31 protein-coding genes are annotated in these 22,951 nt (G+C 63.4%); 26 read left to right on the top strand and 5 right to left on the bottom strand.

Features of this window, described 5'->3' with window-relative positions:
* Positions 1-11 precede the first annotated feature (11 nt).
* The 23 genes from rpsC to bfr all read left to right on the top strand — a co-directional run bounded on the left by rpsC (position 12) and on the right by bfr (position 12,577).
* A complete protein-coding gene (gene rpsC, locus FOC67_RS22470; protein WP_003093727.1) occupies positions 12-698 on the top strand; it encodes a 30S ribosomal protein S3 in 687 nt (228 codons plus the stop codon).
* Positions 699-709: 11 nt separating this feature from the next.
* The gene (gene rplP / locus FOC67_RS22465) at positions 710-1,123 is read left to right on the top strand and encodes a 50S ribosomal protein L16 (protein WP_003093723.1); all 414 of its coding nucleotides are present in this window, start codon (positions 710-712) and stop codon (positions 1,121-1,123) included.
* Positions 1,123-1,314, top strand: a complete 192-nt coding sequence (gene rpmC, locus FOC67_RS22460; RefSeq protein WP_003093720.1) for a 50S ribosomal protein L29 — start codon at positions 1,123-1,125, stop codon at positions 1,312-1,314. The genes rplP and rpmC overlap by 1 nt, the downstream gene beginning before the upstream one ends.
* Positions 1,315-1,316: 2 nt before the next feature.
* Positions 1,317-1,583: a 30S ribosomal protein S17 gene (rpsQ, locus tag FOC67_RS22455; protein ID WP_003093717.1), complete on the top strand. Its 267-nt coding sequence runs from the start codon at positions 1,317-1,319 to the stop codon at positions 1,581-1,583.
* A gap of 23 nt (positions 1,584-1,606) precedes the next feature.
* Complete coding sequence (gene rplN, locus FOC67_RS22450; RefSeq protein WP_003093714.1) at positions 1,607-1,975, top strand: 50S ribosomal protein L14; 369 nt, start codon at positions 1,607-1,609, stop codon at positions 1,973-1,975.
* A gap of 12 nt (positions 1,976-1,987) precedes the next feature.
* Positions 1,988-2,302, top strand: a complete 315-nt coding sequence (gene rplX / locus FOC67_RS22445; RefSeq protein WP_003093711.1) for a 50S ribosomal protein L24 — start codon at positions 1,988-1,990, stop codon at positions 2,300-2,302.
* 19 nt (positions 2,303-2,321) lie between these two features.
* Entirely contained in the window at positions 2,322-2,861 is a 540-nt protein-coding gene (rplE, locus tag FOC67_RS22440; protein ID WP_003093703.1) for a 50S ribosomal protein L5, read from the top strand.
* A gap of 13 nt (positions 2,862-2,874) precedes the next feature.
* The gene (rpsN, locus tag FOC67_RS22435) at positions 2,875-3,180 is read left to right on the top strand and encodes a 30S ribosomal protein S14 (RefSeq protein WP_003093701.1); all 306 of its coding nucleotides are present in this window, start codon (positions 2,875-2,877) and stop codon (positions 3,178-3,180) included.
* Between the two features lie 189 nt (positions 3,181-3,369).
* Entirely contained in the window at positions 3,370-3,762 is a 393-nt protein-coding gene (gene rpsH / locus FOC67_RS22430; protein WP_003093700.1) for a 30S ribosomal protein S8, read from the top strand.
* Positions 3,763-3,773: 11 nt separating this feature from the next.
* Positions 3,774-4,307: a 50S ribosomal protein L6 gene (rplF, locus tag FOC67_RS22425; protein ID WP_003093699.1), complete on the top strand. Its 534-nt coding sequence runs from the start codon at positions 3,774-3,776 to the stop codon at positions 4,305-4,307.
* 10 nt (positions 4,308-4,317) lie between these two features.
* The gene (gene rplR, locus FOC67_RS22420; RefSeq protein ID WP_003093698.1) at positions 4,318-4,668 is read left to right on the top strand and encodes a 50S ribosomal protein L18; all 351 of its coding nucleotides are present in this window, start codon (positions 4,318-4,320) and stop codon (positions 4,666-4,668) included.
* A 3-nt stretch (positions 4,669-4,671) separates the two neighbouring features.
* Entirely contained in the window at positions 4,672-5,172 is a 501-nt protein-coding gene (gene rpsE / locus FOC67_RS22415) for a 30S ribosomal protein S5 (protein ID WP_003093697.1), read from the top strand.
* Positions 5,173-5,174: 2 nt separating this feature from the next.
* The gene (gene rpmD / locus FOC67_RS22410; RefSeq protein ID WP_003093696.1) at positions 5,175-5,351 is read left to right on the top strand and encodes a 50S ribosomal protein L30; all 177 of its coding nucleotides are present in this window, start codon (positions 5,175-5,177) and stop codon (positions 5,349-5,351) included.
* A 3-nt stretch (positions 5,352-5,354) separates the two neighbouring features.
* Positions 5,355-5,789 (top strand): 50S ribosomal protein L15, encoded by a 435-nt coding sequence (gene rplO, locus FOC67_RS22405; protein ID WP_003093695.1) that lies wholly within the window; start codon positions 5,355-5,357, stop codon positions 5,787-5,789.
* Positions 5,790-7,118, top strand: a complete 1,329-nt coding sequence (secY, locus tag FOC67_RS22400) for a preprotein translocase subunit SecY (RefSeq protein ID WP_003093694.1) — start codon at positions 5,790-5,792, stop codon at positions 7,116-7,118.
* A 28-nt stretch (positions 7,119-7,146) separates the two neighbouring features.
* Positions 7,147-7,263: a 50S ribosomal protein L36 gene (gene rpmJ / locus FOC67_RS22395; protein WP_003093693.1), complete on the top strand. Its 117-nt coding sequence runs from the start codon at positions 7,147-7,149 to the stop codon at positions 7,261-7,263.
* 130 nt (positions 7,264-7,393) lie between these two features.
* Positions 7,394-7,750, top strand: coding sequence for a 30S ribosomal protein S13 (gene rpsM / locus FOC67_RS22390; protein ID WP_003093692.1), 357 nt, complete (start codon positions 7,394-7,396; stop codon positions 7,748-7,750).
* A gap of 18 nt (positions 7,751-7,768) precedes the next feature.
* The gene (gene rpsK, locus FOC67_RS22385) at positions 7,769-8,158 is read left to right on the top strand and encodes a 30S ribosomal protein S11 (protein ID WP_003093689.1); all 390 of its coding nucleotides are present in this window, start codon (positions 7,769-7,771) and stop codon (positions 8,156-8,158) included.
* Between the two features lie 16 nt (positions 8,159-8,174).
* Positions 8,175-8,795 carry a 30S ribosomal protein S4 gene (rpsD, locus tag FOC67_RS22380; protein WP_003093678.1) on the top strand — a complete coding sequence of 207 codons (621 nt, stop codon included), beginning with the start codon at positions 8,175-8,177 and terminating at the stop codon, positions 8,793-8,795.
* Positions 8,796-8,817: 22 nt separating this feature from the next.
* Positions 8,818-9,819, top strand: coding sequence for a DNA-directed RNA polymerase subunit alpha (gene rpoA / locus FOC67_RS22375; RefSeq protein ID WP_003093675.1), 1,002 nt, complete (start codon positions 8,818-8,820; stop codon positions 9,817-9,819).
* Positions 9,820-9,862: 43 nt separating this feature from the next.
* Positions 9,863-10,252 carry a 50S ribosomal protein L17 gene (gene rplQ / locus FOC67_RS22370; protein ID WP_003093672.1) on the top strand — a complete coding sequence of 130 codons (390 nt, stop codon included), beginning with the start codon at positions 9,863-9,865 and terminating at the stop codon, positions 10,250-10,252.
* 281 nt (positions 10,253-10,533) lie between these two features.
* On the top strand, positions 10,534-11,982 hold the full coding sequence (katA, locus tag FOC67_RS22365; protein WP_003103909.1) for a catalase KatA: 1,449 nt from the start codon (positions 10,534-10,536) through the stop codon (positions 11,980-11,982).
* A 130-nt stretch (positions 11,983-12,112) separates the two neighbouring features.
* Positions 12,113-12,577: a bacterioferritin gene (gene bfr / locus FOC67_RS22360; protein ID WP_003093668.1), complete on the top strand. Its 465-nt coding sequence runs from the start codon at positions 12,113-12,115 to the stop codon at positions 12,575-12,577.
* 71 nt (positions 12,578-12,648) lie between these two features.
* Here the strand turns inward: bfr and uvrA are convergent, their stop codons facing one another.
* Positions 12,649-15,486 (bottom strand): excinuclease ABC subunit UvrA, encoded by a 2,838-nt coding sequence (gene uvrA / locus FOC67_RS22355; protein WP_003093663.1) that lies wholly within the window; start codon positions 15,484-15,486, stop codon positions 12,649-12,651.
* 213 nt (positions 15,487-15,699) lie between these two features.
* Between uvrA and FOC67_RS22350 the strand changes: the two genes are divergently transcribed.
* Both FOC67_RS22350 and ssb read left to right on the top strand, forming a co-directional pair.
* Positions 15,700-17,088, top strand: coding sequence for an MFS transporter (locus tag FOC67_RS22350; RefSeq protein WP_009316331.1), 1,389 nt, complete (start codon positions 15,700-15,702; stop codon positions 17,086-17,088).
* Between the two features lie 16 nt (positions 17,089-17,104).
* Entirely contained in the window at positions 17,105-17,602 is a 498-nt protein-coding gene (gene ssb / locus FOC67_RS22345; RefSeq protein WP_003114685.1) for a single-stranded DNA-binding protein, read from the top strand.
* An 86-nt stretch (positions 17,603-17,688) separates the two neighbouring features.
* Here ssb and pchA read toward each other — a convergent pair whose 3' ends face one another.
* Genes pchA through pchD form a run of 4 tightly spaced genes read right to left on the bottom strand, consistent with a single transcriptional unit; the run spans position 17,689 to position 21,816 of the window.
* Positions 17,689-19,119, bottom strand: a complete 1,431-nt coding sequence (gene pchA, locus FOC67_RS22340) for an isochorismate synthase PchA (RefSeq protein ID WP_009316330.1) — start codon at positions 19,117-19,119, stop codon at positions 17,689-17,691.
* Positions 19,116-19,421: an isochorismate lyase PchB gene (gene pchB, locus FOC67_RS22335; RefSeq protein ID WP_003106950.1), complete on the bottom strand. Its 306-nt coding sequence runs from the start codon at positions 19,419-19,421 to the stop codon at positions 19,116-19,118. The genes pchA and pchB overlap by 4 nt, the downstream gene beginning before the upstream one ends.
* Positions 19,421-20,176, bottom strand: a complete 756-nt coding sequence (pchC, locus tag FOC67_RS22330) for a pyochelin biosynthesis editing thioesterase PchC (protein ID WP_174707751.1) — start codon at positions 20,174-20,176, stop codon at positions 19,421-19,423. The genes pchB and pchC overlap by 1 nt, the downstream gene beginning before the upstream one ends.
* Entirely contained in the window at positions 20,173-21,816 is a 1,644-nt protein-coding gene (gene pchD, locus FOC67_RS22325) for a pyochelin biosynthesis salicyl-AMP ligase PchD (RefSeq protein ID WP_009316327.1), read from the bottom strand. Before pchD ends, pchC begins: the two co-directional genes overlap by 4 nt.
* Positions 21,817-22,045: 229 nt before the next feature.
* On the opposite strand from pchD, the gene pchR reads away from it, so the two are divergent.
* On the top strand, positions 22,046-22,936 hold the full coding sequence (pchR, locus tag FOC67_RS22320) for a pyochelin biosynthesis transcriptional regulator PchR (protein ID WP_003106955.1): 891 nt from the start codon (positions 22,046-22,048) through the stop codon (positions 22,934-22,936).
* Positions 22,937-22,951: the final 15 nt, after the last annotated feature.

The following is a 22,951-nucleotide window of genomic DNA, read 5'->3' as shown; positions in this document are numbered from 1 at the left end:
GGAGTCGACAGATGGGTCAGAAAGTACATCCCAATGGCATTCGCCTGGGTATCGTCAAGGAGCACACCTCCGTTTGGTACGCAGACCGCAAGAACTATGCGGATTACCTGTTTGCCGACCTGAAGGTGCGTGAGTACCTCCAAGACAAACTAAAAAGCGCGTCCGTAAGCCGTATCGATATTCATCGTCCGGCTCAAACCGCACGCATCACCATCCACACCGCTCGTCCCGGCATCGTGATCGGCAAGAAAGGTGAAGATGTTGAGAAACTGCGCCAGGACCTGACCAAGCAAATGGGTGTGCCCGTGCACATCAACATCGAGGAAATCCGCAAGCCGGAACTCGATGCCATGCTGGTTGCGCAGAGCGTAGCCCAGCAGCTGGAGCGTCGCGTAATGTTCCGTCGCGCCATGAAGCGCGCCGTACAGAACGCCATGCGCATTGGTGCCAAGGGCATCAAGATTCAGGTCAGCGGTCGTCTGGGTGGGGCTGAAATCGCCCGTACCGAATGGTATCGCGAAGGTCGTGTGCCCCTGCACACCCTGCGCGCCGATATCGACTATGCCACCTACGAAGCGCACACCACTTACGGTGTGATCGGTGTCAAGGTTTGGATCTTCAAGGGCGAGGTCATCGGTGGCCGCCAGGAAGAGCTGAAGCCGGTAGCACCCGCTCCTCGTAAAAAAGCTGCTAGGTAAGGAGTACGCAAATGCTGCAACCCAAGCGTACGAAGTTCCGCAAACAAATGACCGGCCACAACCGTGGTCTGGCTCATCGTGGTAGTAAGGTCAGCTTCGGTGAGTACGCACTGAAGGCCACTAGCCGTGGCCGCCTTACTGCTCGTCAGATCGAGTCCGCGCGTCGTGCGCTGACCCGTCACGTGAAGCGTGGCGGCAAGATCTGGATCCGCGTATTCCCTGACAAGCCTGTCACCAAGAAGCCCCTCGAAGTTCGTATGGGTAAAGGTAAGGGTGGGGTCGAGTACTGGGTAGCCCAGATCCAGCCGGGCAAAGTCCTGTACGAGATCGAGGGTGTTTCCGAAGAGCTGGCGCGTGAGGCTTTCGCCCTGGCTGCTGCAAAGCTGCCCCTCGCCACCTCCTTTGTTAAGCGGACGGTGATGTGATGAAAGCGAATGAACTTCGTGAAAAATCCGTTGAGCAGCTGAACGAGCAACTGCTCGGCCTGCTGCGCGACCAGTTCAATCTGCGCATGCAGAAAGCAACTGGCCAGTTGGGGCAGTCTCACCTGCTCTCGCAGGTTAAGCGCGACATCGCTCGCGTTAAAACTGTGCTCAATCAGCAAGCAGGTAAGTGATCATGGCTGAAGCTCAGAAAACCGTCCGTACGCTGACCGGCCGCGTCGTCAGCGACAAAATGGACAAGACCGTCACCGTACTGATCGAGCGTCGCGTCAAGCACCCGATCTACGGCAAATACGTCAAGCGTTCGACCAAACTGCACGCACACGACGAATCCAATCAGTGCCGCATTGGTGACCTGGTCACCATTCGCGAAACCCGTCCGCTGGCCAAGACCAAGGCCTGGACCCTGGTTGATATCGTTGAACGCGCGGTGGAAGTCTAAGGACTAGGGGTCGGAGAAATTATATGATTCAGACTCAATCCATGCTCGATGTCGCTGACAACAGCGGCGCGCGTCGTGTGATGTGCATCAAGGTGCTCGGCGGTTCCCACCGCCGTTACGCCGGCATCGGCGACATCATCAAGGTCACCGTCAAGGAAGCGATTCCGCGCGGCAAAGTGAAGAAGGGCCAGGTCATGACTGCCGTGGTCGTTCGCACCAAGCACGGCGTACGTCGTACCGACGGTTCCATCATCCGCTTCGACGGCAACGCCGCCGTCCTGCTGAACAACAAGCAGGAGCCGATCGGCACCCGTATCTTTGGGCCAGTGACTCGTGAACTCCGTACCGAGAAGTTCATGAAGATCGTCTCGCTCGCCCCCGAAGTGCTGTAAGGAGTAGCCGTCATGCAAAAGATTCGTCGTGACGACGAAGTAATCGTCATTGCCGGCAAGGACAAGGGCAAGCGTGGCAAGGTGCTGAAGGTTCTCGCTGACGACCGTCTGGTCGTCGGCGGGGTGAACCTGATCAAGCGCCACACCAAGCCCAATCCGATGCTCGGCCAACAGGGCGGTATCGTCGAGAAGGAGGCGCCTCTGCACGTCTCCAACGTCGCCATCTTCAATACTGAAACCAGCAAGGCTGACCGCGTTGGCTTCAAGGTAGAAGACGGTAAGAAAATTCGTGTCTTCAAGTCGACCCAGAAACCGGTTCAGGCTTGAGGCTGCTAGGTAGATCACCATGGCACGATTGAAAGAAATTTATCGGAAGGAAATCGCGCCCAAGCTGAAAGAAGAGCTTCAGCTGGCGAACGTGATGGAAGTTCCGCGCGTTACCAAAATCACCCTGAACATGGGTCTTGGCGAGGCGGTCGGTGACAAGAAGATCATCGAGAACGCCGTAGCCGATCTGGAAAAGATCACTGGTCAGAAGCCGGTCGTGACTTACGCTCGTAAGTCCATCGCAGGCTTCAAGATCCGTGAAGGCTGGCCGATCGGCGTCAAGGTCACCCTGCGTAGCGACCGGATGTACGAGTTCCTGGATCGTCTGCTGTCCATCTCCCTGCCGCGCGTGCGTGACTTCCGCGGCCTGAATGCCAAGTCCTTCGATGGTCGCGGCAACTACAGCATGGGCGTGAAAGAGCAGATCATCTTCCCGGAAATCGATTACGACAAGATCGATGCGCTGCGTGGCCTGGACATCACCCTGACCACCACCGCTCGTACGGATGACGAAGGTCGCGCCCTGCTGCGTGCTTTCAAATTCCCGTTCCGTAACTGATTGGAGTAGGAACATGGCTAAAGAGAGCATGAAGAACCGCGAGCTGAAGCGTCAGCTGACGGTAGCCAAGTACGCCAAGAAGCGTGCCGAGCTGAAAGCGATCATCGCTAATCCGAACTCCTCTGCGGAAGAGCGTTGGAATGCCCAGGTCGCCCTGCAGAAGCAACCGCGTGACGCCAGCGCCAGCCGCCTGCGTAACCGTTGCCGCCTGACCGGTCGTCCGCACGGCTTCTACCGCAAGTTCGGCCTGAGCCGTAACAAACTGCGCGAAGCCGCCATGCGCGGCGACGTACCGGGTCTGGTGAAAGCCAGCTGGTAATCGCAGCGAACGGTGTCGCCAGTCGGCACCGTTGATCGCGACATCGAATCAAGCCCCTCATGGGGCTTGATTCGTTTTGGCGTGATCTCTAGAATACCCGGCTCCCCTGAGCCTGGGTTTGTTTCGCCTGGCGTTTATGGGCGAATTGAAGTTGAAGGCTTATTCTTTTGTATCAGGAGCGTTAAGCCCATGAGTATGCAGGACCCGTTAGCAGACATGCTAACTCGCATCCGTAATGCCCAGATGGCTGAAAAGACCGTCGTAAGCATGCCGTCCTCGAAACTGAAAGCGGCGGTAGCCAAAGTCCTGAAGGACGAAGGCTATATTGCGGATTTCCAGATCAGCTCGGAAGTAAAACCCCAGCTGTCCATCGAACTGAAGTACTTCGAAGGCAAGCCTGTCATCGAAGAGGTCAAGCGCATCAGCCGTCCTGGCCTGCGTCAGTACAAATCCGTTGAGCAACTGCCGAAAGTTCGTGGCGGCCTCGGTGTGTCGATCGTCTCCACCAACAAAGGTGTGATGACCGATCGTGCTGCCCGTGCTGCTGGTGTTGGCGGCGAAGTGCTCTGCACTGTGTTCTAAGGGGAATCAGCATGTCTCGCGTTGCTAAGAACCCCGTCAAGCTGCCTGCCGGCGTTGAAATCAAACTGGCTGGTCAGCAACTGTCCATCAAGGGCGCCAAAGGTGCTCTGGAGCTCAAGGTCCATCCTTCGGTCGAAGTGATCCAGGACAGCGGTGAGCTGCGTTTTGCTGCGCGTAACGGCGACCAGCAGACTCGCGCCATGGCTGGTACCACCCGTGCTCTGGTGAACAACATGGTAGTCGGCGTCAGCCAGGGCTTCGAGCGCAAGCTCCAGCTGGTCGGCGTTGGTTACAAAGCGCAGGCCAAGGGCCAAGTGCTGTCCCTGTCCCTCGGCTTCTCCCATCCGGTTGATTACGAACTGCCGGCCGGCATCGTCGCTGAGACCCCCAGCCAGACCGATATCCTGATCAAGGGTATCGACAAGCAGCTGGTCGGTCAGGTTGCTGCCGAAATTCGCGACTTCCGTCCGCCGGAGCCTTACAAAGGCAAGGGCGTGCGTTACGCCGACGAAGTCGTCCGTCGTAAAGAAGCCAAGAAGAAGTAGGGCATAGCAAATGAGCGTCAAGAAAGAAACCCGTCTGCGTCGCGCTCGCAAGGCACGCCTGAAGATGCGCGAGCTGGAAACCGTACGCCTCTGCGTGTACCGCTCTTCCCAGCACATTTACGCCCAGGTCATTGCGGCCGACGGCGGCAAGGTCCTGGCCAGCGCCTCGACCCTGGACAAAGACCTGCGCGAAGGTGCCACCGGCAACATCGATGCAGCCAAGAAAGTTGGTCAACTGGTCGCCGAGCGCGCCAAAGCGGCCGGCGTCACCCAGGTGGCGTTCGATCGTTCTGGCTTCAAGTACCACGGCCGTGTGAAAGCGCTGGCTGATGCCGCTCGTGAAGGCGGACTGGAGTTCTAAGTTATGGCAAACAACGAGCAAAAGCGCGACGAAGGCTACATCGAGAAGCTGGTTCAGGTTAACCGCGTCGCCAAAACCGTAAAAGGTGGCCGTATCTTCGCTTTCACCGCACTGACCGTGGTGGGTGATGGCAAGGGTCGCGTTGGTTTCGGTCGTGGCAAGGCGCGTGAAGTGCCGGCCGCCATCCAGAAAGCAATGGAAGCCGCTCGCCGCAACATGATCCAAGTCGATCTGAACGGCACCACCCTGCAGTATCCGACCAAGTCCGCCCATGGCGCCTCCAAGGTGTACATGCAGCCGGCTTCGGAAGGTACCGGCATCATCGCCGGCGGCGCCATGCGTGCCGTTCTGGAAGTGGCTGGTGTGCAGAACGTCCTGGCCAAGTGCTATGGCTCCACCAATCCGGTGAACGTGGTTTACGCCACCTTCAAGGGCCTGAAGAACATGCAGGCTCCGGAAGCAGTAGCGGCCAAGCGTGGCAAGAGCGTCGAGGAGATTCTCTAACCATGGCAACTGTCAAAGTCACTCTGGTCAAGAGCCTGAACGGCCGTCTGGCCAACCACAAGGCTTGCGTCAAGGGTCTCGGCCTGCGTCGCATCAATCATACCGTCGAAGTTCAGGACACTCCTGAGAACCGCGGCATGATCAACAAGGCCTACTACCTGCTGCGTGTGGAGGGTTAATCCATGCAACTGAACGATCTGCGTTCCGCGCCGGGTGCCCGTCGCGAAAAGCACCGTCCGGGCCGTGGCATCGGTAGCGGTCTGGGCAAGACCGGTGGCCGTGGTCACAAAGGTCTGACCTCCCGCTCCGGTGGCAAGGTCGCTCCGGGCTTCGAGGGTGGTCAACAGCCTCTGCACCGTCGCCTGCCGAAGTTCGGCTTCGTTTCCCTGAAGGCCATGGATCGTGCTGAAGTACGCACCTCCGAGCTGGCCAAGGTCGAAGGCGACGTCGTCAGCCTGCAGACCCTGAAGGATGCCAACCTGATCAACCAGCACGTACAGCGCGTCAAAGTCATGCTGTCCGGCGAAGTTGGTCGTGCGGTCACCCTGAAAGGTATCGCCGCCACCAAGGGTGCGCGTGCGGCTATCGAAGCAGCTGGCGGTAAATTCGAGGACTAAATGGCTAAGCAAGGTGCTCTCTCTGCGCTAAGCAACGGCGGTCTGTCCGAGCTCTGGGCACGTCTGCGTTTCCTGTTCCTGGCGATCATCGTCTATCGGATCGGCGCGCACATCCCAGTTCCGGGCATCAACCCCGATCGCTTGGCGGCACTGTTCCGGCAGAACGAGGGGACCATTCTTAGCCTCTTCAACATGTTTTCCGGCGGCGCGCTGGAGCGCATGAGTATCTTTGCACTGGGGATCATGCCGTACATCTCGGCTTCGATCATCATGCAGCTCATGACCGCTATCAGCCCGCAGCTGGAGCAGTTGAAGAAAGAGGGTGAGTCTGGGCGTCGCAAGATCAGCCAGTACACCCGCTACGGTACTGTAGTCCTGGCACTGGTCCAGGCCATCGGCATGTCCGTTGGCCTGGGCAGCCAGGGCGTAGCCTTCTCCAACGACTTCGGCTTCTACTTCGTGGCTGTCACCACCTTCGTGGCTGGTGCCATGTTCATGATGTGGCTGGGCGAGCAGATCACCGAGCGCGGTGTCGGCAACGGCATCTCGATGTTGATCTTCGCTGGTATCGTTGCAGGCCTGCCGCGCGCCATCGGTCAGTCTTTCGAGTCTGCCCGTCAAGGTGACATCAACATCTTCGCCCTGATCGGCGTCGGCCTGCTGGCCGTGGCGATCATCGCGTTCGTGGTGTTCATCGAGCGTGGCCAGCGTCGCATCGCGGTGCATTACGCCAAGCGCCAGCAAGGCCGCAAGGTGTTTGCAGCGCAGACCAGCCATCTGCCGTTGAAGGTGAACATGGCGGGTGTGATTCCCGCGATTTTCGCCAGCAGTATCCTGCTGTTCCCGGCGTCCCTGGGCTCCTGGTTCGGTCAGTCGGAAGGCTTGGGTTGGTTGCAGGACGTCGCGCAAGCGATCGCTCCGGGGCAGCCGCTGAACATCTTGCTGTTCACTGCAGGGATCGTTTTCTTCTGCTTCTTCTATACAGCGCTGATGTTCAACCCGAAGGACGTGGCGGAGAACCTCAAGAAGTCCGGTGCATTTATTCCGGGCATCCGTCCGGGCGAACAGTCCGCTCGCTACATCGATGGCGTGCTGACCCGTTTGACCATGTTCGGTGCTCTGTACATGACGGCTGTCTGCCTGCTGCCCCAGTTCCTGGTGGTTGCGGCGCACGTGCCGTTCTATCTTGGCGGGACCTCGCTGTTGATCGTGGTCGTGGTTGTCATGGACTTTATGGCCCAGGTGCAATCTCACCTCGTTTCTCACCAGTATGAATCCCTGATGAAGAAAGCCAACCTGAAGGGCTACGGCAGCGGTATGCTGCGCTGATAGACCCGTAAGGTTCGAGGAGTTGGTGATGAAAGTTCGTGCATCGGTCAAGAAGCTGTGCCGTAACTGCAAAATCATCCGTCGCGATGGCATCGTGCGGGTGATCTGCAGCGCGGAACCGCGTCACAAGCAGCGCCAAGGCTGATTGTGATCCACGCGTGATAACCCGGCAGCTAGTGTGCTGCCGGGTTGATTATTTGCTATTACAGCGCTAATATCCGCGCCCTTTCTTGGCTTCCTGGGCGCAGGGTAGCTGTCAATTGGAGTTTTTCTGAATGGCCCGTATTGCAGGCGTCAACATTCCGGATAACAAGCACACTGTTATCTCGCTGACCTACATCTATGGTGTTGGTCGCACTACTGCTCAGAGCATCTGCGCAGCCACCGGCGTAAACCCGGCTGCCAAGATCAAGGACCTGAGCGACGAGCAGATCGATCAGCTGCGTAACGAAGTCGCGAAGATCACCACCGAAGGTGACCTGCGTCGCGAAATCAACATGAACATCAAGCGTCTGATGGACCTCGGTTGCTACCGCGGTCTGCGTCATCGTCGCGGTCTGCCGGTTCGCGGTCAGCGTACCAAGACCAACGCGCGTACCCGCAAGGGCCCGCGTAAGCCGATCCGCAAGTAATCGCGTAGGAATCTAGTCATGGCAAAACCTGCTGCTCGTCCCCGTAAGAAAGTCAAAAAGACAGTGGTCGATGGGATCGCCCACATCCACGCGTCTTTCAACAACACCATCGTGACCATCACCGACCGTCAGGGCAACGCACTGTCCTGGGCGACCTCCGGTGGTTCCGGTTTCCGCGGCTCGCGTAAGAGCACCCCGTTCGCTGCCCAGGTAGCGGCCGAGCGTGCCGGCCAGGCTGCCCTGGAATACGGTCTGAAGAACCTGGACGTCAACGTCAAGGGCCCGGGCCCGGGCCGCGAGTCCGCCGTTCGCGCTCTGAATGCTTGCGGCTACAAGATCGCCAGCATCACCGACGTAACCCCGATCCCGCATAACGGCTGCCGTCCGCCGAAAAAGCGTCGCGTGTAATAGGAGACAGTGAGAAATGGCTCGTTACATTGGTCCCAAGTGCAAACTGTCTCGCCGTGAAGGCACCGACCTGTTCCTGAAGAGCGGCGCCCGCGCCCTCGACTCGAAGTGCAAGGCTGAAAACGTTCCTGGCCAGCATGGCCAGCGTCGTGGCCGTCTGTCCGACTACGGTCTGCAGCTGCGTGAAAAGCAGAAAGTACGTCGCATCTACGGTGTGCTGGAGCGTCAGTTCCGCGGTTACTACCAGGAAGCTTCCCGTCGCAAGGGTTCTACCGGTGAGAACCTGCTGCAACTGCTCGAGTGCCGCCTGGACAACGTCGTATACCGCATGGGCTTCGGTTCCACTCGTTCGGAATCCCGCCAGCTGGTATCCCACAAGGCCATCACCGTCAACGGTCAGACCGTCAACATCCCTTCCTACCAAGTGAAGGCCGGTGACGTCGTAGCTGTTCGCGAAAAATCGAAGAACCAGCTGCGTATCGCTCAGGCTCTGGAACTCTGTGGCCAGCGCGGTCGCGTCGAGTGGGTCGAAGTCGACCTCGACAAGAAGGCTGGTACCTTCAAGAGTGCTCCGGCTCGCAGCGACCTGTCCGCTGATATCAACGAAAACCTGATTGTCGAGCTCTACTCCAAGTAAGGGCTAGAAAATAGGTGCATCCATGCAGAGTTCGGTAAATGAGTTCCTGACCCCCCGCCACATCGATGTGCAGGTGGTCAGTCAAACCCGCGCCAAGATCACGCTCGAGCCTCTCGAGCGTGGTTTTGGTCACACCCTGGGCAACGCGCTGCGTCGCATCCTGTTGTCCTCCATGCCTGGCTGCGCAGTGGTCGAGGCCGAGATCGACGGCGTACTCCACGAGTACTCGGCGATCGAAGGTGTGCAGGAAGATGTAATCGAGATCCTGCTGAACCTGAAAGGTCTGGCCATCAAGCTGCACGGTCGTGATGAAGTGACGCTGACCCTGGCTAAGAAGGGCTCGGGTGTTGTGACTGCTGCCGATATTCAGCTGGATCACGATGTTGAGATCATCAACGGTGACCACGTTATCGCCAACCTGGCAGACAACGGCGCGCTGAACATGAAGCTGAAGGTAGCTCGTGGCCGTGGCTACGAGCCTGCCGACGCACGTCAGAGCGATGAAGACGAAAGCCGCAGCATCGGCCGTCTGCAGCTCGACGCATCGTTCAGCCCGGTCCGTCGTGTCTCCTACGTGGTGGAAAACGCCCGTGTCGAGCAGCGCACCAACCTGGACAAACTGGTCCTGGACCTGGAAACCAACGGCACTCTGGATCCCGAAGAGGCTATCCGTCGCGCCGCTACCATCCTGCAACAGCAGCTGGCAGCGTTCGTGGACCTCAAGGGCGACAGCGAACCCGTCGTTGAAGAGCAGGAAGACGAGATCGATCCGATCCTCCTGCGCCCGGTCGATGACCTGGAACTGACCGTACGTTCGGCCAACTGCCTGAAGGCGGAAAACATCTACTACATCGGTGACCTGATCCAGCGCACCGAAGTGGAGCTGTTGAAAACGCCGAACCTGGGCAAGAAGTCCCTGACCGAAATCAAGGACGTTCTGGCTTCCCGTGGTCTGTCCCTCGGTATGCGCCTCGATAACTGGCCGCCGGCAAGTCTTAAGAAAGACGACAAGGCCACTGCCTGATCGTCGTAACTACCGAACGTAAAGTTTGGAAAGGAATTGAACCATGCGCCATCGTAAAAGTGGTCGTCACCTGAGCCGCACCAGCGCGCACCGCAAGGCTATGTTCCAGAACATGGCGGTGTCGCTGTTCGAACACGAACTGATCAAAACCACCCTGCCCAAGGCCAAGGAACTGCGTCGCGTTGCCGAGCCGCTGATCACCCTGGCCAAGGAAGACAGCGTCGCCAACCGTCGCCTGGCTTTCGACCGTACCCGTTCGAAAGCTGCCGTTGGCAAGCTGTTCAACGACCTGGGCAAGCGCTACGCCAACCGTCCGGGCGGCTACCTGCGCATCCTGAAGTGCGGTTTCCGCGCTGGCGACAACGCCCCCATGGCGTACGTCGAGCTGGTTGATCGTCCTGTCGGCGGTGAAGTCGTAGAAGCTGCCGAATAAGGCATCTGCTGCACAAGAAACCGGGCCTAGGCCCGGTTTTTTTATTACCTGCCTTAAAGTTTTTATCTATCGGCTCGCTGTCTTTAATAAATTGGATTGCGGGAGGGCTGTCATTCATCCTTAACCTGCTTTTACGAAAAGCTACGTTCGGATAAGCGAGATCAATGCAAAGGGCGCTTGGTTCAGCCGACAGGTTGTCCTCCGCCAATCCCTGGTCCACGCTGATGATTTCCGTGTAGCCGCTTCGCTTCATAGCACGTTAGCCGTTGAGGAGAGAGTAAATGGAAGAGAAGACCCGCCTGACCACTGCCGCTGGCGCACCGGTGGTCGATAACCAGAACGTGCAGACCGCCGGTCCGCGTGGCCCGATGTTGCTGCAGGACGTGTGGTTCCTCGAGAAGCTCGCCCACTTCGATCGCGAAGTGATCCCCGAGCGACGCATGCATGCGAAAGGCTCCGCGGCCTACGGCACCTTCACCGTCACCCATGACATCACCCCCTACACCCGGGCGAAGATCTTCTCCCAGGTCGGCAAGAAGACCGATATGTTCCTGCGCTTCTCCACCGTCGCCGGTGAGCGTGGCGCGGCGGATGCCGAGCGAGACATCCGCGGCTTCTCCATGCGTTTCTACACCGAGCAGGGCAACTGGGACCTGGTCGGCAACAACACCCCGGTGTTCTATCTGCGCGACCCGCTCAAGTTCCCCGATCTCAACCACGTGGTGAAGCGTGACCCGCGCACCAACCTGCGCAATGCGACCTTCAAGTGGGACTTTTTCTCTCACCTCCCCGAGTCGCTGCATCAGTTGACCATCGACTTCAGCGACCGCGGTCTGCCGAAGAGCTATCGGCACATCCATGGTTTCGGCAGCCATACCTTCAGCTTCATCAATGCGAACAACGAGCGCTTCTGGGTCAAGTTCCACTTCAAGACCCAACAGGGCATCGAGAACCTGACCAACGCCGAGGCTGCCGAAGTGATCGCCCAGGACCGCGAGAGTTCGCAGCGCGACTTGTACGAGAGCATCGAGAAAGGCGACTTCCCGCGCTGGAAGATGTACGTGCAGATCATGCCCGAGAAGGAAGCGGCCACCTATCGCTACAACCCGTTCGACCTGACCAAGGTCTGGCCCCACGGTGACTACCCGTTGATCGAAGTGGGCTTCTTCGAGCTGAACCGTAACCCGGACAACTACTTCGCCGAGGTCGAGCAGGCCGCTTTCACGCCGGCCAACGTGGTGCCCGGTATCGGTTTCTCGCCGGACAAGATGCTCCAGGGCCGTCTGTTCTCCTACGGCGACGCCCATCGCTATCGCCTGGGCGTCAACCACCACCAGATCCCGGTGAACGCCGCGCGTTGCCCGCACCAGGTCTACCACCGCGACGGCGGCATGCGGGTGGACGGCAACAACGCCCATCAGCGCGTCACCTACGAGCCGAACAGCTTCAACCAGTGGCAGGAGCAGCCTGACTTCTCCGAGCCGCCGCTGAGCCTGGAGGGCGCGGCGGACCACTGGAACCACCGGGTGGACGACGACTACTACAGCCAGCCCGCCGCGCTGTTCCATCTGTTCACCGACGAGCAGAAGCAGCGGCTGTTCGCCAACATCGCCGAAGACATCCGCGATGTACCGGAACAGATCCAGCGTCGCCAGATCGGCCTGTTCCTCAAGGTCGATCCGGCCTACGGCAAAGGCGTCGCCGACGCCCTCGGCCTGAAGCTGGACTGATGGCCTGATGAGGCCCCCGGCCCCCTTCCTAGGAAGGGGGCTTTTTTATCTGCATTGGCTTGACCCGGATCAGGCGGAGCCGGGAGCATATGCGGCTAGATTCCTAGTTTTCTCCAGGGAGAGCCCCCCGATGCAAGGCCATCCGGAAGTCATCGATTACCTCAACACGCTGCTGACCGGCGAGCTGGCCGCGCGCGACCAGTACTTCATCCACTCGCGCATGTACGAGGACTGGGGCTTCAGCAAGCTCTACGAGCGCCTCAACCACGAGATGGAGGAGGAGACCCAGCATGCCGACGCCCTGCTGCGCCGTATCCTCCTGCTCGAAGGTACGCCGCGCATGCGTCCCGACGATATCCACCCGGGCACCACGGTGCCGGAGATGCTCGAGGCCGACCTCAAGCTCGAGCGCCATGTCCGCGCCGCGCTGGCCAAGGGCATCGCCCTCTGCGAGCAGCACAAGGACTTCGTCAGCCGCGACATCCTCAAGGCCCAGTTGGCCGACACCGAGGAAGACCACGCCTACTGGTTGGAGCAACAGCTTGGCCTGATCGCCAGGATGGGCCTGGAGAACTACCTGCAGTCGCAGATCTGACCCTACCCTGCGGATACGAAAAAGCCCCTGCGCCTCACGGCCGCAGGGGCTTTTTCATGAGCGCCCGGCAATCAGGCGCGATCGCGTTCCAGCAGCGGCTTGAGGAAGTGGCCGGTGTGCGACTGGGGCATCTCGGCCACCTGCTCCGGCGTGCCGTTGGCGATGATCTGGCCACCCTTGGAGCCGCCCTCGGGGCCGAGGTCGACCAGCCAGTCGGCGGTCTTGATCACGTCCAGGTTGTGCTCGATCACCACCACGGTGTTGCCGTGGTCGCGCAGGCGGTGGAGCACGTCGAGCAGTTGCTGGATGTCGGCGAAGTGCAGGCCGGTGGTCGGTTCGTCGAGGATGTACAGGGTCTTGCCGGTGTCGCGCTTGGACAGCTCGCGGGACAGCTTGACCCGCTGTGCCTCGCCGCCCGAGAGGGTGGTCGCGCTCTGGCCCAGCTTGATGTAGGACAGGCCGACGTCCATCAGTGTCTGCAGCTTGCGCGCCAGGGCGGGGACGGCGTCGAAGAACTCGCGGGCTTCCTCGATGGTCATCTCCAGCACCTCGTGGATGCTCTTGCCCTTGTAGCGGATCTCCAGGGTCTCGCGGTTGTAGCGCTTGCCCTTGCAGACGTCGCAGGGAACGTAGATGTCCGGCAGGAAGTGCATCTCCACCTTGATCACGCCGTCGCCCTGGCAGGCCTCGCAACGGCCGCCCTTGACGTTGAACGAGAAGCGGCCGGGACCGTAGCCGCGCGAGCGGGCCTCCGGCACGCCGGAGAACAGTTCGCGGATCGGCGTGAACAGGCCGGTATAGGTCGCCGGGTTGGAGCGCGGGGTACGACCGATCGGGCTCTGGTCGATGTCGACCACCTTGTCCAGGTGCTGCAGGCCGTCGAACGAGTCGTACGGCGCCACTTCCAGGGTAGTCGCGCCGTTCAGCGCGGTGGCGGTGATCGGGAACAGGGTGTTGTTGATCAGCGTCGACTTGCCGGAGCCCGAGACCCCGGTGATGCAGGTGAACAGGCCGACCGGGATTTCCAGGTTGACGTTCTGCAGGTTGTTGCCGCGGGCGCCTTTCAGCTTCAGCAGCTTCTTCTTGTCGCGCGGGGTGCGCTTGGCCGGAACCGCGATTTTCTTGCGCCCGGAAAGGTACTTGCCGGTCAGCGAGTCGGGGTGGTTCATCACCTGGTCGGGCGTACCTTCCGCCACTACCTGGCCGCCGTGCACACCGGCGCCCGGACCGATGTCGACGACGTAGTCGGCGAGTCGGATCGCGTCCTCGTCGTGCTCGACCACGATCACCGTGTTGCCGAGGTTGCGCAGGTGGGTGAGGGTGCCGAGCAGGCGTTCGTTGTCGCGTTGGTGCAGGCCGATCGAGGGTTCGTCGAGGATGTACATCACTCCCACCAGGCCGGCGCCGATCTGGCTGGCCAGGCGGATGCGCTGGGCTTCGCCGCCGGACAGGGTGTCGGCGCTGCGGTCGAGGGTCAGGTAGTCGAGGCCGACGTTGACCAGGAATTGCAGGCGGTCGCGGATTTCCTTGAGGATCTTCGCCGCGATCTCGCCACGGCGGCCGGTCAGGCTGAGTCCGGCGGCATACTCGCAGGCCTCGCCGACCGGCATCGCGGTGATCGCCGGCAGCGTCCGGTCGCCGACCCACACATGCCGCGCCTCGCGGCGCAGGCGGGTACCGTGGCAATCCGGGCAGGGCTGGGTGCTGAGGAACTTGGCCAGCTCCTCGCGGACCGTGGCCGACTCGGTCTCGCGGTAGCGCCGCTCAAGGTTCGGCAGGATGCCTTCGAAGGGATGCGAACGCTTGACGATGTCGCCGCGGTCGTTGAGATAGCGGAAGTCGACGTTTTCCCGGCCGGAGCCGTAGAGCACCACCTTCTGGTGCTCGGCGCCGAGTTCGTCGAAGGGTTCTTCCAGGCTGAAGCCGTAATGCTGGGCCAGCGAGCCGAGCATCTGGAAGTAATAGACGTTGCGCCGGTCCCAGCCGCGGATCGCGCCCTCGGCCAGGGTCAACTCGCCATTGACCACCCGGCGCGCGTCGAAGAATTGCTTCACGCCGAGGCCGTCGCAGGTCGGACAGGCGCCGGCCGGGTTGTTGAAGGAGAACAGCTTGGGTTCCAGCTCGCTGATCGAGTGGCCGCAGACCGGGCAGGCGAAGCGCGCCGAGAAGATGATCTCCTCGACATCCTCGTCCTCGTCCATCGGTGCTACCAGGGCGATACCGTCGGCCAGGGACAGGGCGGTCTCGAACGACTCGGCCAGGCGTTGCTGGAGGTCCGCGCGAACCTTGAAGCGGTCCACCACCACATCGATGCTGTGCTTCTTCTGCTTATCCAGCTTCGGCACTTCGTCGAGTTCGTAGAGCTTGCCGTCGACCCGGGCGCGGACGAAACCCTGCGCGCGCATCTCGTCGAACACCGCCAGGTGCTCGCCCTTGCGCTCGCGGATCACCGGCGCCAGCAGCATCAGCTTGCTGCCTTCCGGCAGGGCCAGGACCTGGTCGACCATCTGGCTGACGGTCTGCGCCTCCAGCGGGATGTCGTGGTCCGGGCAGCGCGGGGTACCGACGCGGGCATAAAGCAGGCGCAGGTAGTCGTAGATCTCGGTGATCGTACCCACGGTGGAGCGTGGGTTGTGGGAAGTGGACTTCTGTTCGATGGAAATCGCCGGCGACAGCCCTTCGATGGTGTCCACGTCCGGCTTCTCCATCATCGACAGGAACTGCCGGGCGTAGGCCGAGAGGGATTCCACGTAGCGCCGCTGGCCTTCCGCATAGAGCGTGTCGAAAGCCAGGGAAGACTTGCCGGAACCGGAAAGACCGGTGATCACGATCAGTTTGTCGCGTGGCAGTGTGAGGTCGACGTTCTTCAGGTTGTGGGTACGCGCCCCACGAATCAGGATCTTATCCACAGCGGCCTCGCATGGCGGGCGAAAACCGCTGATTATACGGCTGGCCGCTAGCGCGCGGCAAAGTGGCGCGCCTGTGCCGCGAGGGGGCGGACTGGTAGAATGCGCGGCATTTTTCCGGCGCGGGCATTGCCCCGGCCGCCCAGGAGCGGGCGGCGGCGCCATCGGCAGGGGCATGAGGCCTTGCCCTGCAGCGGTTTCTTCCATGAGGGTGTTATGCACGACTCACATACTGAGCGGATGAGCGGTACCGAAACGCGAGCGGCCGTCGGGCTGTCACTGGTATTCGCCTTCCGCATGCTCGGCATGTTCATGGTCCTGCCGGTGCTGGCCACCTACGGCCAGGACCTGGCCGGCGCGACCCCGGCGCTGATCGGCCTGGCCATCGGCGCCTACGGCCTGACCCAGGCGATCCTGCAGATTCCCTTCGGGACCATTTCCGACCGCATCGGCCGGCGCCCGGTGATCGTCGTCGGGCTGCTGATCTTCGCCGCCGGCGCGGCCCTCGCGGCCAATGCCGACTCCATCTGGGGGGTGATCGCCGGCCGCGTCCTGCAGGGCGCCGGGGCGATCTCGGCGGCGGTGATGGCACTGCTCTCCGACCTCACCCGCGAGCAGCACCGGACCAAGGCGATGGCGATGATCGGCATGAGCATCGGCGTCTCCTTCGCCGTGGCCATGGTGCTCGGCCCGGTGCTGACCCATCTGTTCGGCCTGCATGGGCTGTTCTGGTTCACCGCCGGGATGGCGCTGGTCGGCCTGCTGCTGATCCTGTTCTTCGTCCCGCAGCCGGACCACATGACCCAGCACCGCGAATCCAGCGTGGCGCGCCAGGCCCTGCTGCCGACCCTGAAGCACGGCGACCTGCTGCGCCTGGACGCCGGCATCCTGATCCTCCACGCCATCCTCATGGCCAGCTTCGTCGCCTTGCCGCTGGCACTGGTGCACGAGGGTGGCCTGCCCAAGGAGCAGCACTGGTGGGTCTACCTGACTGCGCTGCTGGTCGGTTTCTTCGGCATGGTGCCGTTCATCATCTACGCCGAGAAGAAGCGTCGCATGAAGCGCGTGCTGACCGGCGCGGTGGCGACCCTGCTGGCCTGCGAACTGTTCTTCCTGGTCTTCGGTCACAGCCTGGCCATGCTGGTGGTCGGCACGGTGGTGTTCTTCACCGCCTTCAACCTGCTCGAAGCCTCGCTGCCGTCGCTGGTCAGCAAGGTCTCGCCGGCTGGCGGCAAGGGCACGGCGATGGGGGTGTATTCCACCAGCCAGTTCCTCGGCGCGGCGCTGGGCGGCATCCTCGGCGGCTGGATGTTCCAGCACGGCGGGCTGAGCATGGTGTTCATCGGATGCGCGGTGCTCGCTGCCCTCTGGCTGGCGATTGCTGTTACCATGCGCGAACCGCCTTATGTGACCAGCATTCGCCTGCCGCTCGCGCCCGCCGCGCTGCAGGACGCGGCGCTGGTCCAGCGATTCAGGGCGTTGCCCGGTGTGGCAGACGCCATGGTGGTGGCCGAGGAGGCCGCCGCCTATGTCAAAGTGGATACCCAACAAGTGGATCGCACCGCCCTCGAGCGCCTGGCCCAGGCCGCGCCGGGCGGATGCTGAACCTTAGGAGAACGTCATGGCCCGTGGGGTTAACAAAGTCATTCTGGTTGGTAACGTCGGTGGTGACCCGGAAACCCGCTACATGCCCAACGGCAATGCGGTGACCAACATCACCCTCGCCACCAGCGAGAGCTGGAAGGACAAGCAGACCGGCCAGCAACAGGAGCGCACCGAATGGCACCGCGTGGTGTTCTTCGGCCGCCTGGCGGAGATCGCCGGCGAGTACCTGCGCAAGGGTTCCCAGGTCTACGTCGAAGGCAGCCTGCGCACCCGCAAGTGGCAGGGCCAGGACGGTCAGGATCGCTACACCACCGAGATCGTGGTCGACATCAACGGCAACATGCAACTGCTCGGCGGCCGCCCCTCCGGCGACGACTCGCAGCGTGCCCCGCGCGAGCCCATGCAGCGCCCGCAGCAGGCCCCGCAGCAGCAGTCGCGTCCGGCCCCGCAGCAGCAACCGGCGCCGCAGCCGGCCCAGGACTACGACAGCTTCGACGACGACATTCCGTTCTAAGCGACGCCCTTGCGGCGCGGCCCGCCCGCGCCGGGCAGACCTTCGAAGACCCCCTGCCGCCCTCGGGCCGCAGGGGGTCTTCGTTTTCAGGCGACGCCGCGCTGCAAGGGCACTTCGCCCAGGCCGCCTAGGGCTGACAGAGCGTCCCGCATGGCACTGAGCTTAAGGCAGGTTTCGCGATACTCGTGGGCCGGTTCCGAATCGCCTACCAGGCCGCAGCCGGCGAACAGGTAGCCCCGGCCCGGCGTGAGCAGGGCCGAGCGCAGCGCCACCAGGAAATCGCCGTTGCCTTCGCCGTCGAGCCAGCCCAGCGGCGCGGCGTACCAGCCACGATCCATCCCTTCGTGCTGGCGGATGTAGTCCAGCGCCGCGCTGCGTGGGTAGCCGCCCACCGCGGGGGTCGGATGCAGCGCCTGCAGCAGCCGCAGGATGCCGCCTGCGTCGGCGAGGCGGGCGCGGATCGGCGTGTTCAGGTGCTGGACTCGCGCCAGTCGTTTCAGGCCGGGCGCATCGGGGATTTCCAGCGCCTCGCTGAAGGGTTCCAGAGCCGTACGGATCGCCTCCACCACCAACTGGTGTTCGTGCCTGTCCTTGGCGCTGTCCAGCAGGGCCTGTCCGAGCCGCGCATCTTCCTGGGCATCGCCGCCGCGGGCGATGGTTCCGGCCAGGGCATGGGTGAGCGCCTCGCCGGCGCGAATGCGGACCAGGCGTTCCGGGGAGGCGCCGAGGAAGCAGGCGTTGCCGCGGCGACAGGCGAACAGCTGGGCGTCGGCATGTTGCAGACGCAGGTGTTCGATGACCTGCCACGGCTCGATGTCGCCGAGAGGCCGGGCCTGGGTGCGGGCCAGCACGACCTTGCCGAAGCGTCCCTGGCGGACACTGCTTACCGCGTCGCTCACCTTGGCTTCCCATTGCCTGCGCTCCAGCGCCGAAGCGTCGCCCTGCGCGCCAGCGGTCGGCCCCGAGGGCCGGCGCCTGGCCGGCTGCCTCAGGCGCAGTAGCGCCGAGCAGTGGTAGGCGGCCAGGGCCAGGGCATCTTCGCCGGGCTTGGCCAGGTGTTGGCAGAGTACCCGGTAGCGTTCGCCCTCGCGCAGCACGGTGATGCCGGCGAGCATCAGGCTGGCATCGGCGAAGGCTTGCCAGTGTTCCTCGCGCGGGCCGCGCGGATCGAAGCGGAATCCGCCGCACAGGCGCGGCGCCAGCGGGCCCTCGACCACGGCGTCGGCGCAGAGCGATTGCCAGTTTTCCTCGATCCGGGCGAAGCGCTGTTCGCCGTGGCCTTGCAGCTCCAGGGCGCAGCCCCAGGCGAAGAACGCCAGCTCGGGCTGTTCCCAGTACAGGCAGGGCGTTTGCCGGTCGTCCCAGGCACCGAATACCTGCAGCGGGTCCAGTGGGTCGATCTCGAACGACGCCGCCACCAGGACCGGACGATCGAGCGCCTGCGCCTGGCCGATGGCGCGCTCGAAGGTGCCGCGCAAGGCGTGCAGGCACTGGCTCAGGGGCGCCAGCCGGCTCATGCGGCACCCCGTGTCTGGCGCCAGTACTTGATCTGCTCGGCGATGTACCAGTGGATGATCTGCGCGAACAGTCCCTCGACGAAGGGCGCGTCGAGTCCGTTTTCCTCGGCCCAGCGGGCGCGCTCGGGGAGCATCGCGGCGACCCGCTCGGGCGCCGGAATCGCCGCCTCGCTGGCCTTGAAGCGCGACGCCGCCTTGACGTAGTCCATGCGGCGGCCGAGGGCCTGGACGATATCCAGGTCGATCCGGTCGATGGCCTCGCGGATGTCCGCCAGGCCGGTGCAGTCTTCGGGAGTTTTCATCATGCAACCTCTCGGGAAAGGGCGTCGGGATGTGCGAGGCGGCGCAGCAGGTGCTCGATCACCGCGTCGCGCCCCTCGCTCAGGTAGAAGTGGCTGCCAGGAAAGCGCCGCAGCCTGGCGGGAGTCCGGCTGGCGTCGCTCCAGGCCTGCGCCTCGGCGGCGCTGACTTCCTCGTCGTGCTCGCCGAGGAGGACGTCGAGGGCGCAGGCCAGGGCGATGGGCTGCGCCCGTCGGTAGGTCTCGATCGCCTGGTAGTCGGCGCGCAGGATCGGCAGGAACAGCGCGCGCAGGTCGGCGTCCTCGAGTAGCTCGCTGGCGCCACCCTGGCGGCGGACGTCCTCCAGCAGCGCCGCCTCGTCGCCGCGGTGCAATGCGCCGCCGCGTTGCCGGTGCGGTGCCGGATGGGCGGAGACGAACAGGTGGCGCAGCGGCGCGCCGGCGCTTTCCAGGCGTAGGGCGGTTTCGTAGGCCAGCGCCGCGCCGAGACTGTGGCCGAACAGCGCCAGGGGCGCGTCGGCGAAATCGCGCAGGGCGAGGGCGGCGCCGTCGGCGAGGTCTTCCAGGCGGGTAGCCGGCGCCTCGTTGAAGCGGTCCTCGCGGCCCGGGTACTGCAAGGCAAGCAGGTCGATGTCTGGCGGCAGGCGTTCGCTCCAGCTACGGAAGAAACTGGCGCTGCCGCCTGCATGGGGGAAGCAGGCCAGGCGCAGGCGCGGCATCGGCGTCAGGCGGAACGGCCGGACCCAGGCGGCGCTCATGCGCGGGCCTCCAGCTCGCGGCGCAGGCGCTCGCGCAGGTCCTTCTTGCTGATCTTGCCGATGCCGGTCTGGGGGAAGGCCGGGACCAGCTCGATGCGGTCCGGCACCTTGAACGCGGCCAGCCCGCAGGCGTGCAGGTATTGCTTCAGCTTCAGCGCCGAGGGCGCCGGCTGGCGCGGGATGACGAAGGCGCAGGTGCGCTCGCCGAGCAGGCTGTCGGGCATCGCCACGACGGTGGCGTCGTGCACCTGCGGATGGGCGATCAGCAGGTTCTCCACCTCTTCCGCGGCGATCTTCTCGCCGCCGCGGTTGATCTGGTCCTTGTCGCGGCCCTCCACCACCAGGTAGCCGTCCTTGTCGCGGCTGACCCGGTCGCCGGTGCGGTAGAAGCCGTCCGCGCTGAAGGCCTTGGCGTTGTGTTCGGGCAGGCGGTAGTAGCCGCGGATGGTGTAGGGACCGCGCACGGTCAGTTCGCCGACCTCGCCGGGGCCGACCTCGCGGCCCTCGGCGTCGACCACCCGCACTTCGTCGTCCGGCGACAGCGGCCGGCCCTGGGTATGCAATACGCGCTCGGGCGGATCGTCCAGGCGGGTGTAGCAGATCAGCCCCTCGGCCATTCCCAGCACCTGTTGCAACTGGCAGCCGAGCACCGGTTCGACGCGTTGCGCGGCACTGCTGCCGAGCCTGGAACCGCCGACCTGGAGCAGACGCAGGCTGGATAGATCGGCGCGGCGGCTTTCCTGGGCATCCAGCCAGAGCATCGCCAGCGGCGGTACCAGGGCGGTGTGGGTGACCCGTTCACGGGCGATCAGGGCGAAGCAATGCTCGGGATCGGCGCGCTGGCTGACCACCACGCGGCCGCCGGCCAGCAGCGTGCCGATCACTCCGGGGCAGCAGAGGGTGAAGTTGTGCGCCATCGGCAACCCGGTGAGGTACACCGTGTGCTCGTCGAAGCCGCAGACCTCGGCGCTGGCGCGGACGTTGTAGAGATACTCGCGATGACGCCGGGGAATCAGCTTCGGCGTGCCGGTGGTGCCGCCGGACAACTGGAAGCAGGCGATATCCTCGGCGCGGGCGGCGCAGTCTTCCAGCGCGTCGGCCTGGTACAGCGGTGCCAGCGCTTGCAGCGGCGCCTCGGCCTCGCCGTGGATCAGCGCCATCCGGCAGGCGCCGCTGGCGAGCAGCTCACGGGCCATCGGCCGTGGGTCGAAGCCGTCGATCCGTTCGGCGCCGATGTAGGCCTTGGCCTCGGCGAAGCGGCAGAAACCGCTGATCTCATGCTGGCGATGGGCGGGGAGGGCGAGCACCGGGCGTACGCCGAGCTGGAACAGGGCGAAGCAGGTCTCGACGAAGGCGATGCCGTTGGGCAGGTGCAGCACCACCGTGTCGCCATGTGCGAGGCCGGCCTGGCGCAGTCCGGCTGCCAGGCGGCGGCAGCGCTGGAGCAGGTCGGCATAGCTGAGCCGCTGGTCGTCGTCGCATAGCGCGATCCGCTGCGGATGGCGCGCGGCGCTGGCGGCCAGGGCTTCGGCGAAGCTCCGGTCCTGCCAGTGGCCGGCGTCGAGATAGCGGCGGACGAAGGCGGCGGGCCAGTCGGGGGCGTCGTCGACGGCCGATGGGGTGGCGGGCGAGGAAGTCATGCGATCTCCGTGGATGCGGTCGATTGCCATTGCTGGGAAATGAGATTTATTATCATTGGCGGGCGGCAGGGACCGCGCAAGCCCGCGCCTTTCGATTGCGGGGCTTTTTCATTCGCTGCAGGGGCGGAGTGCAGGACGCGTTGTCCATCTCCGCTAAAAGGTCCCCCTGTCCCCACGTATCCAGGAAGGCGTCGCCGCGTCGGCAGCGCCCGGGCTACAGGAAAACCTGATGACCATCACCATCATTGCTCCGCCACAGGCCGATGCCGCCGCGCCGGCACCGGGCAACCGGCCCGGCGTCGCGCACATCGATCCGAACATGAAGCTGGTGACCGGAACCTTCTGTTCGGCCAGCGAGGACTGGTTCGAGGAACCGCTGGAGCGCGGCCTGCGCCTGATCCTCGTGCAGAGCGGCCAGTTGCGCTGCCGGATCCCCGGCCAGCCCGAGCACCTCATCGAGGGGCCGAGCCTGTGCACCATCGCCAACGACGGCGACTTCACCTCGGCGCAGATCTACGGCACCGACAAGCCGTTGCGCTACACCATCGTCCAGCTCGGCGTCGAAGCCCTGGACAGCCGCCTCGGCTGGCTGCCCGAGCAACTGATACGCCGCCCCGGCGGCGATCCGCGGATCATGAGCTGCCCGGCGCCGCGGGCGATGCAGGCGTTGGCCTCGCAGATCGCCACCTGCCAGATGCTCGGTCCGACCCGCGATCTCTACCTCGGCGGCAAGGCCCTGGAGTTGGCCGCGCTCAGCGCCCAGTTCCTTTCCGGCGAGGGGCGCCCCGTCGAGGAGCCGCGCATCACCTGCTCCGAGGTCGAGCGCATCCACGCCGCCCGCGACCTGCTGGTCGGCGCCTTGCAGGAACCACCGTCGCTGGACACGCTGGCCAGCCGCGTGGGCATGAACCCGCGCAAGCTGACCGCCGGCTTCCGCAAGGTGTTCGGCGCCAGCGTATTCGGCTACCTGCAGGAGTACCGCCTGCGCGAGGCGCACCGGATGCTCTGCGACGAAGAGGCGAACGTCTCCACGGTGGCCTACCGGGTGGGCTACAGCCCGGCGCATTTCTCCATCGCTTTCCGCAAGCGCTACGGCATCTCCCCCAGCGAGATCCGCTGAGTCTCCGCGACGACC

Origin of the sequence: Pseudomonas sp. FDAARGOS_761, from assembly GCF_013343155.1 — a bacterium.
GTDB classification, from domain to species: Bacteria; Pseudomonadota; Gammaproteobacteria; order Pseudomonadales; family Pseudomonadaceae; genus Pseudomonas; species Pseudomonas aeruginosa.
The sequence above is the reverse complement of the archived record's forward strand: the minus strand, read 5'-3'. Positions and strand labels throughout refer to the sequence as shown.

Bases quoted from the DNA above. Each gene is read 5' to 3' on its own strand.
- rplQ (WP_003093672.1), top strand. From the start codon at position 9,863: ATGCGCCATCGTAAAAGTGGTCGTCACCTGAGCCGCACCAGCGCGCAC.
- rpmD (WP_003093696.1), top strand. From the start codon at position 5,175: ATGGCAACTGTCAAAGTCACTCTGGTCAAGAGCCTGAACGGCCGTCTG.
- katA (WP_003103909.1), top strand. From the start codon at position 10,534: ATGGAAGAGAAGACCCGCCTGACCACTGCCGCTGGCGCACCGGTGGTC.
- rpmC (WP_003093720.1), top strand. From the start codon at position 1,123: ATGAAAGCGAATGAACTTCGTGAAAAATCCGTTGAGCAGCTGAACGAG.
- rplR (WP_003093698.1), top strand. From the start codon at position 4,318: ATGAGCGTCAAGAAAGAAACCCGTCTGCGTCGCGCTCGCAAGGCACGC.
- rplE (WP_003093703.1), top strand. From the start codon at position 2,322: ATGGCACGATTGAAAGAAATTTATCGGAAGGAAATCGCGCCCAAGCTG.
- rpmJ (WP_003093693.1), top strand. From the start codon at position 7,147: ATGAAAGTTCGTGCATCGGTCAAGAAGCTGTGCCGTAACTGCAAAATC.
- FOC67_RS22350 (WP_009316331.1), top strand. From the start codon at position 15,700: ATGCACGACTCACATACTGAGCGGATGAGCGGTACCGAAACGCGAGCG.
- rpsE (WP_003093697.1), top strand. From the start codon at position 4,672: ATGGCAAACAACGAGCAAAAGCGCGACGAAGGCTACATCGAGAAGCTG.
- rpoA (WP_003093675.1), top strand. From the start codon at position 8,818: ATGCAGAGTTCGGTAAATGAGTTCCTGACCCCCCGCCACATCGATGTG.
- rplN (WP_003093714.1), top strand. From the start codon at position 1,607: ATGATTCAGACTCAATCCATGCTCGATGTCGCTGACAACAGCGGCGCG.
- rpsK (WP_003093689.1), top strand. From the start codon at position 7,769: ATGGCAAAACCTGCTGCTCGTCCCCGTAAGAAAGTCAAAAAGACAGTG.
- rpsD (WP_003093678.1), top strand. From the start codon at position 8,175: ATGGCTCGTTACATTGGTCCCAAGTGCAAACTGTCTCGCCGTGAAGGC.
- rpsQ (WP_003093717.1), top strand. From the start codon at position 1,317: ATGGCTGAAGCTCAGAAAACCGTCCGTACGCTGACCGGCCGCGTCGTC.
- pchB (WP_003106950.1), bottom strand. From the start codon at position 19,421: ATGAAAACTCCCGAAGACTGCACCGGCCTGGCGGACATCCGCGAGGCC.
- rpsC (WP_003093727.1), top strand. From the start codon at position 12: ATGGGTCAGAAAGTACATCCCAATGGCATTCGCCTGGGTATCGTCAAG.
- pchA (WP_009316330.1), bottom strand. From the start codon at position 19,119: ATGAGCCGGCTGGCGCCCCTGAGCCAGTGCCTGCACGCCTTGCGCGGC.
- rpsM (WP_003093692.1), top strand. From the start codon at position 7,394: ATGGCCCGTATTGCAGGCGTCAACATTCCGGATAACAAGCACACTGTT.
- rplP (WP_003093723.1), top strand. From the start codon at position 710: ATGCTGCAACCCAAGCGTACGAAGTTCCGCAAACAAATGACCGGCCAC.
- bfr (WP_003093668.1), top strand. From the start codon at position 12,113: ATGCAAGGCCATCCGGAAGTCATCGATTACCTCAACACGCTGCTGACC.
- secY (WP_003093694.1), top strand. From the start codon at position 5,790: ATGGCTAAGCAAGGTGCTCTCTCTGCGCTAAGCAACGGCGGTCTGTCC.
- rplO (WP_003093695.1), top strand. From the start codon at position 5,355: ATGCAACTGAACGATCTGCGTTCCGCGCCGGGTGCCCGTCGCGAAAAG.
- rplF (WP_003093699.1), top strand. From the start codon at position 3,774: ATGTCTCGCGTTGCTAAGAACCCCGTCAAGCTGCCTGCCGGCGTTGAA.
- pchC (WP_174707751.1), bottom strand. From the start codon at position 20,176: ATGAGCGCCGCCTGGGTCCGGCCGTTCCGCCTGACGCCGATGCCGCGC.
- pchD (WP_009316327.1), bottom strand. From the start codon at position 21,816: ATGACTTCCTCGCCCGCCACCCCATCGGCCGTCGACGACGCCCCCGAC.
- rpsH (WP_003093700.1), top strand. From the start codon at position 3,370: ATGAGTATGCAGGACCCGTTAGCAGACATGCTAACTCGCATCCGTAAT.
- pchR (WP_003106955.1), top strand. From the start codon at position 22,046: ATGACCATCACCATCATTGCTCCGCCACAGGCCGATGCCGCCGCGCCG.
- rplX (WP_003093711.1), top strand. From the start codon at position 1,988: ATGCAAAAGATTCGTCGTGACGACGAAGTAATCGTCATTGCCGGCAAG.
- ssb (WP_003114685.1), top strand. From the start codon at position 17,105: ATGGCCCGTGGGGTTAACAAAGTCATTCTGGTTGGTAACGTCGGTGGT.
- rpsN (WP_003093701.1), top strand. From the start codon at position 2,875: ATGGCTAAAGAGAGCATGAAGAACCGCGAGCTGAAGCGTCAGCTGACG.